Source organism: Pseudogemmobacter sonorensis (genome assembly GCF_042762395.1).
GTDB classification, from domain to species: domain Bacteria; phylum Pseudomonadota; class Alphaproteobacteria; order Rhodobacterales; family Rhodobacteraceae; genus Pseudogemmobacter; species Pseudogemmobacter sonorensis.
In genome coordinates, this window is record NZ_JBEFZE010000003.1 from 193,289 (window position 1) to 209,107 (window position 15,819).

The 15,819-nt window shown below is 68.4% G+C and carries 14 protein-coding genes; 8 read left to right on the top strand and 6 right to left on the bottom strand.

Translation table 11 applies throughout. The annotated features are described in order from the left end of the window. Window positions 1–7 precede the first annotated feature (7 nt). The 7 genes from ABNX41_RS03960 (at window position 8) to ABNX41_RS03990 (ending at window position 6,873) form a co-directional block, all read left to right on the top strand. Entirely contained in the window at window positions 8–1,324 is a 1,317-nt protein-coding gene (locus ABNX41_RS03960) for a Zn-dependent hydrolase (RefSeq protein ID WP_438668422.1), read from the top strand. Continuing rightward, window positions 1,321–2,496, top strand: coding sequence for a glutamine amidotransferase-related protein (locus ABNX41_RS03965; protein ID WP_438668423.1), 1,176 nt, complete (start codon window positions 1,321–1,323; stop codon window positions 2,494–2,496). Before ABNX41_RS03960 ends, ABNX41_RS03965 begins: the two co-directional genes overlap by 4 nt. Window positions 2,497–2,589: 93 nt before the next feature. Further along, window positions 2,590–3,447: an ectoine/hydroxyectoine ABC transporter substrate-binding protein EhuB gene (gene ehuB / locus ABNX41_RS03970; protein ID WP_438668424.1), complete on the top strand. Its 858-nt coding sequence runs from the start codon at window positions 2,590–2,592 to the stop codon at window positions 3,445–3,447. Window positions 3,448–3,482: 35 nt separating this feature from the next. After that, a complete protein-coding gene (locus ABNX41_RS03975; protein ID WP_438668425.1) occupies window positions 3,483–4,139 on the top strand; it encodes an amino acid ABC transporter permease in 657 nt (218 codons plus the stop codon). A gap of 3 nt (window positions 4,140–4,142) precedes the next feature. Further along, the gene (gene ehuD, locus ABNX41_RS03980) at window positions 4,143–4,808 is read left to right on the top strand and encodes an ectoine/hydroxyectoine ABC transporter permease subunit EhuD (protein WP_438668426.1); all 666 of its coding nucleotides are present in this window, start codon (window positions 4,143–4,145) and stop codon (window positions 4,806–4,808) included. Further along, entirely contained in the window at window positions 4,805–5,590 is a 786-nt protein-coding gene (gene ehuA, locus ABNX41_RS03985) for an ectoine/hydroxyectoine ABC transporter ATP-binding protein EhuA (RefSeq protein WP_438668427.1), read from the top strand. The genes ehuD and ehuA overlap by 4 nt, the downstream gene beginning before the upstream one ends. Before the next feature lie 107 nt (window positions 5,591–5,697). Next, window positions 5,698–6,873, top strand: a complete 1,176-nt coding sequence (locus ABNX41_RS03990; protein ID WP_438668428.1) for a M24 family metallopeptidase — start codon at window positions 5,698–5,700, stop codon at window positions 6,871–6,873. Between the two features lie 54 nt (window positions 6,874–6,927). On the opposite strand, the gene ABNX41_RS03995 is transcribed toward ABNX41_RS03990, so the two are convergent. From ABNX41_RS03995 to trpS, 4 genes are all read right to left on the bottom strand, one after another. Beyond that, a complete protein-coding gene (locus tag ABNX41_RS03995) occupies window positions 6,928–7,266 on the bottom strand; it encodes a tRNA-binding protein (protein WP_438668429.1) in 339 nt (112 codons plus the stop codon). Continuing rightward, on the bottom strand, window positions 7,263–8,075 hold the full coding sequence (proC, locus tag ABNX41_RS04000; protein ID WP_438668430.1) for a pyrroline-5-carboxylate reductase: 813 nt from the start codon (window positions 8,073–8,075) through the stop codon (window positions 7,263–7,265). Before proC ends, ABNX41_RS03995 begins: the two co-directional genes overlap by 4 nt. A gap of 47 nt (window positions 8,076–8,122) precedes the next feature. Beyond that, window positions 8,123–8,626 (bottom strand): type III secretion system chaperone family protein, encoded by a 504-nt coding sequence (locus ABNX41_RS04005; protein WP_438668431.1) that lies wholly within the window; start codon window positions 8,624–8,626, stop codon window positions 8,123–8,125. 693 nt (window positions 8,627–9,319) lie between these two features. After that, window positions 9,320–10,390 carry a tryptophan--tRNA ligase gene (gene trpS, locus ABNX41_RS04010; protein ID WP_438668432.1) on the bottom strand — a complete coding sequence of 357 codons (1,071 nt, stop codon included), beginning with the start codon at window positions 10,388–10,390 and terminating at the stop codon, window positions 9,320–9,322. A 147-nt stretch (window positions 10,391–10,537) separates the two neighbouring features. On the opposite strand from trpS, the gene ABNX41_RS04015 reads away from it, so the two are divergent. Next, complete coding sequence (locus ABNX41_RS04015) at window positions 10,538–11,227, top strand: rhomboid family intramembrane serine protease (protein ID WP_438668433.1); 690 nt, start codon at window positions 10,538–10,540, stop codon at window positions 11,225–11,227. 7 nt (window positions 11,228–11,234) lie between these two features. Here ABNX41_RS04015 and murJ read toward each other — a convergent pair whose 3' ends face one another. Then, window positions 11,235–12,818, bottom strand: a complete 1,584-nt coding sequence (gene murJ, locus ABNX41_RS04020) for a murein biosynthesis integral membrane protein MurJ (RefSeq protein WP_438668434.1) — start codon at window positions 12,816–12,818, stop codon at window positions 11,235–11,237. Window positions 12,819–12,942: 124 nt separating this feature from the next. Beyond that, the gene (locus ABNX41_RS04025; protein ID WP_497883247.1) at window positions 12,943–15,798 is read right to left on the bottom strand and encodes a [protein-PII] uridylyltransferase; all 2,856 of its coding nucleotides are present in this window, start codon (window positions 15,796–15,798) and stop codon (window positions 12,943–12,945) included. Between the last annotated feature and the right edge of the window lie 21 nt (window positions 15,799–15,819).

Here is a 15,819-nt window from a genome sequence, read left to right on the forward strand (position 1 = left end):
ACCAGCCATGATCACCAGGACCGCCCCGCCCGTATCGAACCGCCTGCCCGCGCCTGACATGGCCCTGGCGGAGCGGATGTTCGACGAGTTGCTGGCGCGGACCGGCGATGGTCCGGGTGTCACGCGCGAGGCCTTCGGCCGGGGCGAGCAGATCGCGCATGACATGCTCGCGCGTGAGGCGCGGCTTCTGGGGCTTGAGGTCACGGTCGATGCCGGGGGCAACATGCTTGTCACCCTGCCGGGTCGCGCGCCGGACGGAAAGCGGGTCCTGATGGGCTCGCATCTCGACTCGGTGCCGGTCGGCGGCAATTTCGATGGCGCGGCGGGCGTTCTTGCCGGCCTGGCCGTGCTGTCGGGCTGGTGCAAGGCCGGTCTGCGGCCGCGACGTGACGTCTCGGTGATCGCGATCCGGGCCGAGGAAAGCAACTGGTTTCCCTGGTCCTATGTCGGGTCCAAATCCGCGCTTGGCCTGCTGCCGGCCGAGGCGCTTGAGGTCAAACGCTCGGACACCGGGCGCAGCCTGCGCGATCACATGGCCGATCTTGGCCTCGATCCCGCGCAGGTCGCGGTCGGCGTGCCGCAACTGCGCCCCGAGACCCTGGCCGCCTATGTCGAGTTGCATATCGAACAGGGGCCGGTGCTGATCGGCGCCGATGTTCCGGTTTCGCTGGTCACCGGGATCCGGGGCAGCTTTCGCTACCGCGAGATGAAGGTGATCGGCGAATACGCGCATTCCGGCGCCGTGCCGATGGCCTGGCGCCACGATGCGGTGGTGGCGGCGTCGGAACTGGTCGTCTTCCTCCAGCAGGAATGGGAGCGGATGGAGGCCGAGGGCCATGACATGACCGCCACCGTCGGCATCCTGACCACCGATCCGGCCCAGCACGCCTTTTCCAAGATCGCGGGCGAGGTCTCGATGTCGATCGACATCCGCAGCCACGACAAGGCGACGCTCGACGAGATGCGCCGCCGCCTGCACCTTGCGCTGGACCGGATCGCCGCCGCGCGCGGCGTGCGGTTCGAGACCGGGCCCCTGACCACTTCGGCGGCGGCCCTGATGGATGGCCATCTGCTGAAGGTCTTCGGCGATGCGATGGCCGAACAGCGCCTGCCGCATCATGCGATGGCCAGCGGGGCCGGGCATGACGCGGCGGTCTTCGCGGGCGCGGGCGTTCCGTCGCTGATGTTGTTCGTTCGCAATCAGAACGGCAGCCACAACCCGGATGAGGCGATGGAAATGGCTGATTTTGACAAATCGGTCCAATTGCTCGGGGCTGGTGTCTGGGCGCTGGCCGAGGAATGCGACAGCGGAGAGAAGCCTTGAAACCCGGTCCCGTCATTGCCGTCATCGACCCGACCCCGGTCCCGGCCGAGGATTGCCGCGCCGCCGCCGCGGTGCTTGCCGCCTGGCGGGCGGGCGGGGTTCCTGCGCGTGGCCTCAGGCTTGTCGCCGCGCGCGATGCCGATTTCCCGCGTGGCGCGCGCGAATTCGTGACCGCCGACCGGCGTCCGATGCCGAATGGCTGTTTCTGGTTGGAACGCGCCACGGGCGGGGTCTGGCTGCCGCCAATGTCCGAAACCCCGCTGTCGGGGCCTGTGGTGCTGGCCGCCGCCTCGGAGGCGGATCTGCCCGAGGGCGTCGATCTGGTCTTGCGGCGCGATGAAATCCCGCTTGTCGTCGACGAATTCGGGCGCCCTTGGCTGGAGGGGCCGGTGCCCGGCCTGCCCGAGGCGATCCCGCAGGCGCGGCCCATCCCCCGGGGTGCTGCGCTGCGCATCTGCGTGATCGGCTTCGACGACCATCTGCGCCGCGTCAATCCGACCGTGATCGCGCGTCTTGCCGATGCCGCCGATGCCGGGGGCTTCCGGCTGGAGATCTCGACTGTCCCGGCGGAAACCGTCGTGGCCCTGGGCATCCCCTCCGGTATCGACGGGCTGGTCCTGCCCGGCGGCGGCGACATGGGACAGGTCGAGGCATTGGTGCGCGGCGCGCAGGACGCCTGGGAGACGGACCTGCCGCTTCTGGGTCTTTGCCTCGGCATGCAGGGGATGACGCTTGCGGCCCTGCGGCGCGGCGGCTGGCCGGATGCGAATCTGGAAGAGATCGTGGGCCCCGGCCCCGGCAACAGCCGCAACGGCTTTGTCCGCATGAAGGATGCGGGCGGCAACGACCGCGACCGCAAGGGCGATGCGACGCTTGTTCCCGCGCCCGGCAGTCGGCTTGCGGCGCTGCTCGGCGGGCCGGTCGCGGTGCGCATGCACCACCGTTTCTGCATGAACCCGGAGGGTTACGGCGTGGCCGCCGCCGCCGGTCAGCTTGCCACCGCCTTCGACCCGCTCGGCGTGGTCGAGGCGGTCGAATTCCCCGGGCGGCGCTTCCAGATCGGGTTGCAGGGCCATCCCGAGATCAGCGTGTCGCCCGGGCTTGAAGGGTTGTGGCGCGGCTTCCTGCGCGCTTGCGCCGAACGGGCCGCCACCGCGACGGCGGCGCGCTAGGCCCGGACAGACGGCCCTTCGCGCCTCGACGCGCGAAGGGAAACCATAAAACCAAAATGCGGCCCCGCCGCCCCCAACAGAGGAAAACCTGCCGTGAAAAACCTGACTTCTCTTGCCCTTGCCGCGCTTGGCGCGATCGGCGTCCCGGTCGCGCCGGTGCTGGCGCAGGACCTGCTGGAGCGCGTCACCTCCGGCGCGACCATCGCCGTCGGCACCGCCAACGAGGCGCCGTTCTCTTCGATCAACGCCTCGGGCGCGCTGGAAGGCTCGGACATCGCGCTGCTCGAGGCCATTCTCGCCCAGATGGGCCCTGCCCAGACCGAGGGCAGCCTGACCGAATTCGGCGCGCTGATCCCGGGCCTTCTGGCCAGCCGCTTCGACATCATCGCGGCGGGCCTCTACATCAGCCCCGAACGCTGCCAGCAGGTCGCCTTCGCCGAGCCGGTCTTCGCCATCGGCAACACCTTCATCGTGCCTGCGGGCAATCCGAAGAACCTGCACAGTTTCGAGGATCTGATCAACGACCCGTCCCTGAAGGCGGGCCATACCATGGGCTCGCGCCTGCGCACCACCGCGATCGAGGCCGGTGTCCCCGAGGACCAGCTTACGCCCTTCCCCGACGGCCCGGCGCTGATCGCCGCCGTGAAGGCGGGCCGCGTCGATGCGGTGCTGTTCCCGGCCCTCTCGGCGCAGACCCTGCTCGACAAAGCCAACGATCCCGCGGTCGAGCGCGCGATCCCCTTCCATGACCCGATCATCAACGGCAAGCCTGCCGTGTCCTACGGCAGCTTCGCCTTCCGCAAGGAGGATGCCGCCTTCGTCGAGGCCTTCAACGCCATCCTGGTGCCCTTCGTGCAATCCGAGGAATATGCCGAGATGGTGCGCCCCTTCGGCTTTACCGCCGAGGACCTGCCCGTCGACGTCACCACCGCGAGCATCTGCGCGGGCTGATAGGGCGCGATCCGCCGAGGCAACAGGACGGAACCATGGAAATCCTTTGGGAATACCGCGAGCAACTCTGGCGCGGCCTGATCGTCACAGTGACGATCACGGCGGCGGCGGCGGTGCTGACCATGGCCATCGCCCTGCTGCTTGGCGGGCTGGCCTCGGCCCGGGCGCGCTGGATCGCGCGTCCGGCCCGCGTGCTGATCGAGGTGTTTCGCGGCATACCGGCGCTGGCGCAACTGTTCTGGCTGTTCTTCGTGCTGCCCGCCTTCGGCATCCGGCTTTCGCCTTTCTTCTGCGGGGTGGTCGGCCTGTCGCTGTGCTTCGGCGCCTATGGCGGCGAGATCGTGCGCGGTGCGGTCGCCGCTTTCGGCAAGGGCCAGCGCGAGGCGGCGATCGCGCTGAATTTTCCGCGCTGGCGCTTCGTGCTGACGGTGATGGCGCCGCAGCTTGTGGTCACGCTGACGCCGATGTTCGGCAACCTGCTGATCGAGCTTCTGAAGGCCAGTTCGCTGGTTTCGCTGATCACGCTCAGCGATCTGACCTTCCAGGCCAAGAGCATCATGCGCATCCAGTTGAACAGCACCGAGGTCCTGATCTTCCTTGTCGTGGCCTATTTTCTGCTGGCCCGGGTGATCAGTCTTGGCACGCTGCGGCTGGAACGGCTGGCGGGCGGCACCTGGCGGGGAAGGGGCTGAGCGATGAATTTCTCCTGGGACGTTGCCGCCGCCGCCTTTCCCAAGCTGATGGCCGGGGCTGTCGTCACGCTTCAGGCGACGGTGTTGGGCTTTGTGCTGGCGCTGCTGATCGGGCTGGGGCTGACGGCGCTGCGCCGCAGCCGCCTGGCCTTCATCGGCGCGACCGCCTTCTGGGTGATGGAGGTTCTGCGCTCGACCCCGCTTCTGGTGAAGGCCTATTTCCTGTTCTTCGGCCTGCCCGCCTGGGGCATCACGCTGGAGCCGCTGACCACCGGGGTCATCGCGCTTGGGCTGCATCACGGCGCCTTCGCCTCCGAGACGATGCGGGCGGGGATCGAATCCATTCCCCGCAGCCAGTGGGAGGCGGCGGCCAGCCTGAACTTCCCGCGCGGCGCGCTTTACCGCCGGGTGATCCTGCCGCAGGCGCTGCGCCCGGTGCTGCCCGCCTTCGGCAACATGATGATCAGCATGATGAAGGACACGCCGGTCCTGTTCTCGATCTCGGTCACCGAAATGATGTTCGTGGCCAATGAAATCGGCGCTCTCGAATTCCGCTACACCGAGGCGACGACGCTCGCCGCGCTGATCTTCCTGGCCTTCAGCCTGATCGGCGGGACGCTGGTGCGGATGCTGGAGCGTCGGCTGCAACGCAAGGGATATGCCACATGACCGAGGCGACCACGCCCCCGGCGATCGTCTTCGACGACGTTTCCAAACGCTTCGGCGAGACCGTCGTGCTGGACCATTTCGACCTGACGGTGCCGCAGGGGGAAAAGCTGGTGCTGATCGGGCCCTCGGGGTCGGGCAAGTCGACGCTGTTGCGTCTTCTGATGACGCTCGACACCATCGACGCGGGCCGGATCCGGCTGGGGGGCGAGTTGCTGGCCGACATGACCGGCGGGGTCGAGCGGCTGAAATGGACCAACGCCCATCTGCGCCGGATGCGCAATCTGGTCGGCATGGTCTTTCAGCAGTTCAACCTTTTCCCGCATATGACCGCGCTGGAAAACGTGGCCTCGGGGCTGCGCTACGTCAAGGGCGTGGCGAAAGAGGCGGCGCAGGACCAGGCGGCGCAGCTTCTGGGCCGGGTGGGGCTTGCCGACAAGCTGGGCCATTACCCGATCCAGCTTTCGGGTGGCCAGCAGCAGCGCGTGGCCATCGCACGGGCGCTGGCGCTGTCGCCGCAGGTCATGCTGTTCGACGAGGTGACCTCGGCGCTGGACCCCGAACTGGTGAGCGAGGTGCTCGACGTGATGCGCGAACTCTCGCGCGAGGGCGGGCTGACCATGATCGTCGTTACCCATCAGATGGGGGTCGCCCGCGCGCTGGCGGATCGGGTCTGCTTTCTGGAAAAGGGCAGGCTGGTCGAGCAGGGCCCGCCCGGCCAGGTGCTCGACGCGCCGCAGAATCCCCGGACCCAGGCCTTCCTGCGCGCGGTCCAGTTGACTTGATCCGCCCCCCGCGCCGGGCGGGGCGCGCGCATTCCCGGACCGGCGCGACCGGCGGTCCGCAACACTCCGGGCGCTTTGGCGGCCCGATCACCCATGAAAGGTCTGACATGACGGACAGCATCCTTGCCTCATTGCCGCTTGGCGCGGAATCGGTGTTTCCCAAGGCCGAATACGACCGGCGCGTCGCCAAAGCCCAGGCGGGCATCGCCGAGGCCGGGCTGGACCTGCTGCTTCTGTCGGGCGCCGAGAACATCTTCTATCTCTCGGGCCAGCAGACCCCGGGCTATTACATGTTCCAGTGCCTTTGCGTCCCGGCCGTCGGCGCGCCCTTCCTGGTCCTGCGCGGGCTGGAATCGATGAATGCCCGGGTGAACAGCTATCTGGAAGACATCACCGGCTATGCCGACGACGTTACCCCGGCCCAGGCCCTGGGCGATGTGCTCAAGGCGCGCGGCTGGGTCGGCAAGAAGATCGGCGTCGACCGCAACAGTTGGTTCTTCACCGTCAACATCCACGACCAGCTTGTCGCCCAGATCGGCGCCCTGGGCGACGGCTCGGGCATCGTCGAGAAGCTGCGCCGCATCAAGTCGCCGCTGGAGCTGGAACAGATGGAGCTGTCGGCCAGGGCCAATGACGCAGGCATGCTGGCCGGTCTCGCCGCCTCGCGCGCGGGGGTCAGCGAGAACGACATCGCCGCCGCGATCATGTCGGCCGCCATCGCCGCCGGGTCGGAATATGTGGGGATGGAGCCTTTCGTGACCTCGGGCCCGCGCTCGGGCATCCCGCATTCGACCTGGCGGCGGCGCAGGATCCTCCAGGGCGACCTGATCGCGCTTGAGACCGCGGCCTGCTACAACCGCTATCACACCGCGCTGTTCCGCACGGTGGCCGTCGGCAAGATGCCCGAGGACGCCAAGCCGATGTATGACACCTGCGAAGAGGGCCTTGCCATGGTGGAGACCATGCTCCGGCCCGGCAACTCCTGCGCCGATGTCCACAACGCCGTGCAGGCGATCATCGACAAGGCGGGCTATGCCGAGGGCTATCGCAAGCGCACCGGCTATGGCATCGGCATCTCTTTCGCGCCCGACTGGGGCGAGGGCAATATCATCGGCCTGTTCCGGGGCATCGACATTCCGCTGGAGCCGGGGATGACCTTCCACGCGCCGATCACGCTGCGCGCCTACAACCGCTTCACCGTCGCGGTCAGCGAGACCTTCGTCGTGACCGAGACGGGTTGCCGCGCGCTCGGCTCGGTGCCCCGGGGGATCTACGCGGTCTGACGGCAGGGGCCCGCGTTCCCCGAACGCGGGCCTTCGCCACGGCGGGGTTCCGGCTTAGAACATCCGTCCGCCAAGCGGCAGGTCCAGATCCGGCCGGATCAGCACCACCTCGCCCGCCGCATCGGGCAGGCCGAGCACCAGGACCTCGCTTTTCACCGGGCCGATCTGGCGCGGCGGCATGTTCACCACCGCCAGCACCTGCCGCCCGGGCAGATCCTCCAGCCGGTAATGCGCGGTGATCTGGGCCGAGGAGCGCCTGACGCCGATCTCCTCTCCGAAATCGACCCACAGCTTGTAGGCGGGCTTGCGCGCCTCGGGAAAGGGTTCGGCCTTGACGATGCGGCCCAGCCGGATGTCGATCTTCAGGAAGTCGTCGTAGCTGGCGTCGCTCAACGCCCCAGCTCCCGCCCGCGATCGGCGGCGGCCCGCACCGCGCGGCGCAACAGCGGGGGAAAGCCGGTGTCGGGATCCATCAGCACCGCCAGCGCCGCCGCCGTGGTCCCGCCGGGCGAGGTCACGTTGACGCGAAGCTGCGCCGCGCTCTCGGCGCTCTGGAACGCCAGTTCGCCCGCGCCGCAGACGGTCGCGCGGGCAAGCTTCATCGCCACTTCGGGCGCCAGCCCCTCGGCCTCGCCCGCCGCGGCCAGGGCCTCGATCAGGTGGAAGACATAGGCCGGGCCCGAGCCGGAAACCGCGGTCACCGCGTCGATCTGGGCCTCGTCCTCCAGCTCGACCACCTCGCCCACGGCCTGCATCAACCGGCGCGCCTGCGCGATCTCCGCCGCCGAGGCATGGGCATTGCCGACCAGGCCCGAGATCCCGCGCCCGACCATGGCCGGGGTATTGGGCATCACCCGCACGATGGGCGTCGCGGGGCCGAGCGCGGCCTCCAGCGTGGCGATGGTCGTCCCGGCGGCGATCGAGATGAACAGCGTCTTGCCGCCGCCAAGGGCGCGCAGCGCGGGCAGGGCATCGGCCATCATCTGCGGCTTGACCGCCAGCAGCGCGATATCGGCGCGGGCGGGAATGGCTTCGTTCAGATGCGTGCCCGCCGCCTTCAGCCAGTCCGAGGGGCGGGGCTCGACGACATGGATGCTGTGCGCCGGAACGCCCGCGCCCAGCCAGCCGTCCAGCAGGGCCGAGCCCATCTTGCCGCAGCCCAGAAGCAAAAGGCCGTTCTCCAGCCCGATTTCGGAGGACATCTTCCCGCCTTTCCCTGTCTTGCTGCCCGCCGCCCGCCGCGCCGCGTTCAGGCGCGCCCGTAAGCCTCGGCGATGGCGACCTTCAGCGCGGTTTCCGGGGTCTTGTCGCCCCAGAGCACAAGCTGGAAGGCCGGATAGAACCGCTCGGCCGCCAGGACCGCGCCGCCGATCAGCCGGTCGATCTGCTCGGGGCAGGCCATCTGCCCGCCCGCAAGGCACAGGCCATAGCGCCAGACCATCAGCTTCTGCTCGCCCCACCAGGTGAAGGCGCCGGTCCAGACCATGTCGTTGCAGCGGTTGATCAGATCGTAAAGCGCGCCCATCCGCCCCTCGGCCGGGTCGATCTCGAAGGTGCAGATCAGTCGCAGCGTCTCATCCTGTTCCGACCAGGCGAGGGTCAGCGAATAGGTGCGCCACTGGCCCTCGACCGCCATGGCGATCTGGTCGTCGGTGACGCGATCAAATTCCCAGGCGTGATGCTCTGCCAGGGTCTCGACGATATCGATGGGATGCAGTTCATCCGACGAGAGATAGTCCTGCGTGAACGCCATGCCCTGCCCGTTTCTTGCGCCCCGGTGGGTGGAAACCCCCAGAAGCTGGGTTTCCGGCAAATTGCAGCGGAGCGACGCGAACAAATCACCAGATATTGATCGCATCGTGGAAGCAAAGCCGAATCCTGTAAAGTGGTTTCTTGTGGACGGAGCTGTGGAAAACACCGCTTCTTGTGGGTGAAATGGAAAATCCACCCATATCGAGGCGCTTTCGCGCGTTCTGCGGGTGGAAAAAGCCCCCATGCGCGCGGCGCATGGGGGCAAGGCAGGACGGGGTCGGGTAAGGCAGACCCGAAGAAAGACAGCGCCAGGCACGAGGGGGACAGGCCCGGCTCGGGGACCGAAGGGGACAGACCACCGCCGCGACAATCAAGACCAGCCCGAGGATTCATCCATATGACAGTCGGGCGCATGAAAGCCGGGATCCGGGCGGCCTTCCGGCGCTTTCTTTCGGCATCGACCCGGCCCGCGGCGGCCGCCCCGGGAAGCCCTGTCCAGCGCGGCCCCGCCAGAGGGGGCGACGGCGACCGGGGCCTGCGGTCGGGCGAAGGGCCGGGCCGCAGGGAATCGGCGGCAAGCCGCGATCCGCTTTACGCGCGGGTCTTCCGGCTCGCGTCTTTTCGAGACGGCCAGGTCATCCCCGCGATCCGCTTTGCGCGCGGGCCTTCCTGTCGGCCCGGCCCGCGCGCCGCCTCAGCCCCTGCGCGAGCGGATGAAGCCGACGATATCCTTGGTGCGGTCGAGGATCGGCGCGGCGATGGCATCGGCGCGCCCGGCACCCTCGCCCAGAAGACGGTCGATCTCGGCCGGGTCCCGCATGAGCCGGTTCATCTCGGTCGAGATCGGCGCCAGCACAGACACCGCCAGTTCCGCCAGCTTCGGCTTGAAGCTGCCGAATTGCGCCCCCGCGAATTCGGCGATCACCGCCTCGGGCGTGGTGGCGGCAAGGCCCGCGTAGATATTGACCAGGTTGCGCGCCTCGGCCCGGTCCTTCAGCCCCTCGACGCTTTCGGGCAGGGGCGCGGGATCGGTCACCGCCTTGCGGATCTTCCTGGCGATGGTGTCTGCATCGTCGGTCAGGTTGATGCGGCTTTGATCCGAGGGGTCGGATTTCGACATCTTCTTCGCGCCGTCGCGCAGCGACATGACTCGGGTTCCGGCGCCCTCGATCACCGGCTCGGTGATCGGGAAGAATTCCTCGCCGTAATCGTGATTGAACTTGGCGGCGATGTCGCGGGCAAGCTCAAGATGCTGCTTCTGGTCCTCGCCCACGGGGACATGGGTGGCGTGGTAGAGCAGGATGTCGGCCGCCATCAGCGAGGGATAGGCCAGCAGGCCGAGGCTGGAATTCTCGGCGTTCTTCCCGGCGGTCTTGTCCTTGAACTGGGTCATCCGATACATCCAGCCGATGCGGGCGACGCAGTTGAGGATCCAGGCCAGCTCGGCATGTCCCGTCACCTGGCTCTGGTTGAACAGGATCGAGCGCGCGGGGTCGATCCCGGCGGCGATGAAGGCGGCGGCGGCCTCGCGCGTCTGGTGGCGCAGCCGCTCGGGGTCCTGCCAGACGGTGATCGCATGCAGGTCGACGAGGCAGTAGATCGTCTCGATCCCCTCTTCCTGCTTCTCGACGAAGCGCCGCAGCGCGCCGAGGTAATTGCCCAGGGTCAGCCCGCCCGAGGGCTGGATCCCGGAAAAGATCCGCGGCGTGAAGGATTTCGAGGTCTGGACTGCGGGGTGGACCGCCGGGGCACCTTGCGAGGCCATGTTGCTCTCCGTCTGGAAAATTCGCTCGGCCCGGCGTAAGGCAAGCGGGAATGGGCGTCAACGTCCCGGCCGGGGCGGCGCCGCCCGGGCCGGATCGCGAAGGCCGCCGGAACAGCGGACAGCCCCAGAGACAGCGGAAGGCCGAAGATGAACCAGATCCAGACCCCCGCCCCGGTGAACCCGCTGCCCTGGATCGTCTGGGCGCTGGCCCTGCCGATCATCGCGATGGAGATCGTGGTCTCGCTCGGCGCCTCGGGGCTGTTCGGCACGCCGGGCGATGCAAGCTGGCGGATCGAGGCGCTTTACCGCCTGGTCTGGATGCCGCAGTTCCTGACCCAGGCCCTCGCCGACGGCCGCTGGATTCCCTACGAGCCCTGGCGGCTGGTCGGCTATACGCTGATCCACGGCAGCAGCATGAGCGCGATCTTCGCGGTGGTGATCCTGCTGGCCATGGGCAAGGCGGTGGGAGAGAGCTTCGCCTGGTGGGCGGTGCTGGCGGTCTGGTTCGGATCGGCGGCGGTCGGCGTTCTGGTCTACAGCCTTGCCGTGCCGGGGGCGCAGGCGCCGGTCGCGGGGGCCTTCCCCTCGGCCTACGGGCTGATCGGGGCCTTCACCTTCCTGATCTGGATGCGGCTGGCGGGGACGGGCGGCAACCAGTATCGCGCTTTCACCATGATCGGCTTTCTGATGCTTGCCCAGCTTCTTTTCGCGCTGATCTTCGGCAACAGCTATATCTGGGTGGCCGAGCTTGCCGGTTTCGCCACCGGCTTCCTGCTGTCCTTCCTTGTCAGCCCCGGCGGCTGGGGCCGGGCGGTGGCCTGGCTGCGCCGCCGCTGATGGGGCATCAGTCCCCGGGTGTCCCGGTGGGCGCCTTGGGAGGCTTCCTCTTGCCGCGCCGCATCGCCGCCCGGATTTCCGAGGGCTGCATCGCGCCGGTCAGCGCGGCGGCGGCGAAATAGACCGCCATCCCCCCCGAGATCATCGCCAGCAGCGCAAGGCTGCGCGTGCCCTGGGCCAGCGCCCGTTCCCCGAACGCCGCCCAGATCCCCCAGAGCACCAGCCCCATCAGCGCCGCCGAGACCAGGATCCGGGGCAGGCGGCGGCGGAACCGCGCGTCCAGCCGCACCGCCTCGCCCATCCCGCGCGAGCCGCGCCAGAGCTGCCAGACCATCACCCAGGACGAGATCGTCGTCCCCGCCGCCGCCGCCAGAAAGCCGATCAGCGGCATCAGCCCGAAGGCGAAGACCACATTCACCGCCATCGAGACCAGGGCATAGTTGAACGGACGGCGGGTGTCCTCGCGCGCGTAGAACAGCGGCTGCAACACCTTGTGCAGCACGAAGGCGGGCAGGCCGAGCGCATAGACCGCCAGCGCCAGCGCGGTCTGGCGGCTGTCTTCCGCGGTGAAGGCGCCGCGCTCGAACAGGACCGAGACGATGGGCAGCGCGATCACCACCAGCGCGACCGCCGCCGGAACGGTCAGGAACAGCGCGAATTCGGCGCTGCGGTTCAGGCTGGCCCGCCCGCCGCTGGTGTCGCCCGCGCCAAGCCGCCGCGACAGGTCGGGCAGCAGCACGACCCCCACGGCGATGCCGACGACGCCGAGCGGAAGCTGGTAAAGCCGGTCGGCATTATAGAGCCAGGCGATGGCGCCGTCGGTAAAGCTGGCGACCTGGCGACCGACCAGAAGGTTGATCTGCACCACGCCCCCCGCCAGCACGGCGGGGGCGGCGATGATGAAAAGGCGGCGCAGTTCCGGCGTCAGGCGCGGTCGGCGGAAGGCAAGCTGGAACCCGCTGCTGCGCAGGATCGCCCAGACGAAGACCAGTTGCAGCACGCCCGACAGCATCACCGACCAGGCCAGCGTCCGCCCCATGTCCCAGCCCATCCGCTCGGCCGCGATCAGCGCCAGCACCATGAAGCCGTTCATCAGAACCGGCGCCATCGCGTTGGCGCGGAACCGCCCCATCGCGCTCAGCACGCCCGAGATCAGCGCGGTGAGCGAGATGAACAGGATATAGGGAAAGGCGATCCGCCCCAGCACCACCGCCAGCTCGAACCGCTCGTCGCCGCGAAAGCCCCAGGCCATGGCCAGCACCAGCCAGGGCATCGCCAGATGGCCGATCACGGTGAAGGCGGTCAGGAAGGCCGCCATGAACCAATAGGCGTCGCGGGCGAAGCCCTCGGCATCCTGCTGCGCTTCCAGCTTCTTGGAAAACATCGGGATGAAGGCCAGCCCGAACGCGCCCTCGGCGAAGAAGCGGCGGAACATGTTGGGCAGGCTCTGGGCGACGTAATAGGCCTCGGCCACCGGGCCCGCGCCCAGCCACGCCGCGATCAGCACGTCGCGCACGAAGCCCACCACGCGCGACAGAAGCGTCCAGACCCCCACGGTCAGGAACCCCGCGACCAGACGGATCGGCTTCATCTTGCATCCTTTGCGTGGAAAAACGGCATTGCGGGGCAGGGCGGGGCGGGGCAGGGCGGGGTGGCGCCCGGCAGCGGGCGGGCCCGGCGCCGTGATGCGGCAGAAGTCGCCGGGGCGCGGCGGCTCATTCCCGGGCCTTTGCCCGTTCGGCGCCTTCCGAGATCGCCTGGCGCAACTTCTGCTCCAGGCTGTCCTGCCGGGCCTGCTGGTGCAGCTTCAGCCCGAAACTGTCCTTGACGTAGAAGCTGTCCACCACCTGCGCGCCATAGGTCGCGATCATGGCCGAGGCGATCGAGACATTGCTGGCGGCCAGCGTGCGGGTCAGGTCGTAAAGCAGGCCGGGGCGGTCGCGGGTGTCGACCTCGATGATGGTGTAGATGTCCGAGCCGTCGTTGTCGAACATGACATGGGTCGGGAAGCGGAACTCGCGCTCGCGCCGCTTGACCTTGTCGCGGTCCTTCAGGGCCTCGCGCGCGATGACCTCGCCGCGCAGGGTCTTGCCGATCATCTGGCGCAGGCGCGAAAGCTTCGAGGCCTCATAGGGCTTGCCCTCGGCATCCTGGATCCAGAAGACGGCGGTGGCATAGCCGTCCTTCGAGGTATAGGTCCGCGCATCGCGCACATTGGCGCCGACCAGCGCCAGCGCCCCCGCCAGCCGCGAGAAGATGCCCGGATGGTCGGCCAGGGCGAAACAGACCCGCGTCGCGTCGCGGTCGGGGTCGGGATGCAGGTCGATGCGGATCTCGCTGTCTCCGATCCCGCGCAGCAAAAGCGCGAAGACCAGATGGGTGTCGCCGGGCAGGCCCTGCCAGTAGGGGGGATAGTGGCGGGCGATCTCGGCGCGGATCTCCTTGCTTTCCCAGGTGGGGCCCTCCCAGTCGGGGCCTTCCCGGTCGGGGCCCTCCCAGTCGGAAAGCCTTTCGCGCAGGGCGCGCTTGGCCTCGTTCTCGCGGTTGTCGCGGTTCACGCATTCCAGGCCGCCCGACAGCGCCTCGGCGGTGACGTTGTGAAGCTGGCGCAGCAGCGCGGCCTTCCAGTTGTTCCAGGTGCCCGGCCCGACGCCGCGGATGTCGCAGACCGTCAGCACGGTCAGCAGGTCCAGCCGCTTCTTGGTCTTCACCGCCTTGGCGAAGTCGCGCACGGTGCGGGGATCGCCGATATCGCGCTTCTGCGCCATGTCGGACATCAGCAGGTGGTGGCGCACCAGCCATTCCACCGTCTCGCATTCCTCGTCGCTCAGCCCCAGGCGCGGCGCCACGCGGCGGGCGATCTGGGCGCCCAGGATCGAATGGTCCTCGGGGCGGCCCTTGCCGATGTCGTGCAGCAGAAGCGCGACGTAAAGCACGCGGCGGTTGACGCCGCCTTCCTTGAGGATGCCGGTGCTGAGGTAAAGCTCGTCCGCAAGCTCGCCCCGTTCGATCTGCGCCAGGGTCGAGATGCACTGGATCGTATGCTCGTCCACCGTATAGTGGTGATAGACGTTGAACTGCATCATCGCCACGATCGGCTCGAATTCGGGGATGAAGGCGGAGAGCACACCCAGTTCGTTCATCCGGCGCAAGGATCGTTCGGGATTGCCGTGGCGGATCAGCAGGTCGAGGAAGATGCGCCGCGCCTCGGGGTTCTCGCGCATGCCGTCGTCGATCAGGTCCAGATTGGCGGTGACCAGGCGCATCACATTCGGGTGCAGCAGATAGCCGGTGCGCAGCCCTTCTTCGAAGACGCGCAGAAGGTTCAGCTTGTCCGAAAGGAAGGCCTTGGGGTCCTTCACGTCGATCCGGCCCTGGACCATCTTGTATTCTGGCTTGACGCGCTTGCGCATCTTGAAGATGCCGGTGATCGAGGCCTCGCGCTTGGCGTGGCGGGCTTCAAGCTCGGTCAGGAAGATGCGGGTCAGTTCGCCGACGCGGGTGGCATGGCGGAAATAGTCCTGCATGAAGATCTCGACCGCGCGGCGGCCCTTGTGGTCGTGATAGCCCATGCGGGCGGCCACTTCGGGTTGCAGGTCGAAGGTGAGCTGGTCGGTGGCACGGCCGGTGATGTAATGCAGATGGCAGCGCACCGCCCAGAGGAAATCCTCGGCGCGGCGGAAATGGCCGTATTCCTCCTGCTCGAAAAGCCCGGCCTGCACGAGGCCCGCGGCCTTGGGCACGCGGTGAAGGTATTTGCCGATCCAGTAAAGCGTCTGCAGGTCGCGCAACCCGCCCTTGCCCTCTTTCACGTTGGGCTCCAGCACATAGCGCTGGTTGCCCTGGCGCTTGTGCCGCTCGGCCCGTTCGGCAAGCTTGGCCTCGATGAATTCGGGGCCGGTGTTGCGGAAGAGCTCGGCCCAGAGGCGGGTGTCGAGCTCTTGCGCCAGCGCGGTGTCTCCGGCCAGGAAGCGGTGCTCCAGCAGCGCGGTGCGGATGGTGATGTCGGCGCGGCCCAGCCGGATGCAGTCCTTCACCGTGCGCGAGGCATGGCCGACCTTCAGCTTCAGGTCCCACAGCATGTAGAGCATGGTCTCGATCACGCTCTCGGCCCAGGGCGAGATCTTCCAGGGGGTCAGGAACAGCAGGTCCACATCGGAATGCGGCGCCATCTCGGTCCGGCCATAGCCGCCGACCGCCAGGACCGCCAGCCGCTCGGCGGTGGTCGGATTGGGCAGCGGATGCAGGTGGCGCGCCACGGCGAAGGCCGCGCCGACCAGCCCGTCGGTCAGATGGGCCTGGCCGGTGACCAGTTCGCGCGCGGCCAGGGGCTGGGCGAGGAAGGCCTCTGCCAGCGCGGCATTGCCCTGGGCGCGGGACTCGGTCAGCTCGCGCACGGCGATGGCGCGGGCCTCGCGGGTGTCGCGCTGCGCTGCGATGGCGTCCAGGATGCGCCGCGACAGGGCTTCGGCGTCGATGATGCTGTCGGCGGCCAGCAGCATGCCCAGCACCCCCGGCGTCTCGGCATCGGGGGTGGCGGCGGTCGCGGGCAGGGCGGGGGCGGTGGTCATGGCGGCGGCGGCACCCGGCCC

Excerpts from the sequence above, each read along its gene's own strand:
- ABNX41_RS03960 (WP_438668422.1), top strand. The coding sequence starts at position 8 with ATGATCACCAGGACCGCCCCGCCCGTATCGAACCGCCTGCCCGCGCCT.
- ABNX41_RS03975 (WP_438668425.1), top strand. The coding sequence starts at position 3,483 with ATGGAAATCCTTTGGGAATACCGCGAGCAACTCTGGCGCGGCCTGATC.
- ehuD (WP_438668426.1), top strand. The coding sequence starts at position 4,143 with ATGAATTTCTCCTGGGACGTTGCCGCCGCCGCCTTTCCCAAGCTGATG.
- ehuA (WP_438668427.1), top strand. The coding sequence starts at position 4,805 with ATGACCGAGGCGACCACGCCCCCGGCGATCGTCTTCGACGACGTTTCC.
- ABNX41_RS03990 (WP_438668428.1), top strand. The coding sequence starts at position 5,698 with ATGACGGACAGCATCCTTGCCTCATTGCCGCTTGGCGCGGAATCGGTG.
- proC (WP_438668430.1), bottom strand. The coding sequence starts at position 8,075 with ATGTCCTCCGAAATCGGGCTGGAGAACGGCCTTTTGCTTCTGGGCTGC.
- ABNX41_RS04005 (WP_438668431.1), bottom strand. The coding sequence starts at position 8,626 with ATGGCGTTCACGCAGGACTATCTCTCGTCGGATGAACTGCATCCCATC.
- trpS (WP_438668432.1), bottom strand. The coding sequence starts at position 10,390 with ATGGCCTCGCAAGGTGCCCCGGCGGTCCACCCCGCAGTCCAGACCTCG.
- ABNX41_RS04015 (WP_438668433.1), top strand. The coding sequence starts at position 10,538 with ATGAACCAGATCCAGACCCCCGCCCCGGTGAACCCGCTGCCCTGGATC.
- murJ (WP_438668434.1), bottom strand. The coding sequence starts at position 12,818 with ATGAAGCCGATCCGTCTGGTCGCGGGGTTCCTGACCGTGGGGGTCTGG.
- ABNX41_RS04025 (WP_497883247.1), bottom strand. The coding sequence starts at position 15,798 with ATGACCACCGCCCCCGCCCTGCCCGCGACCGCCGCCACCCCCGATGCC.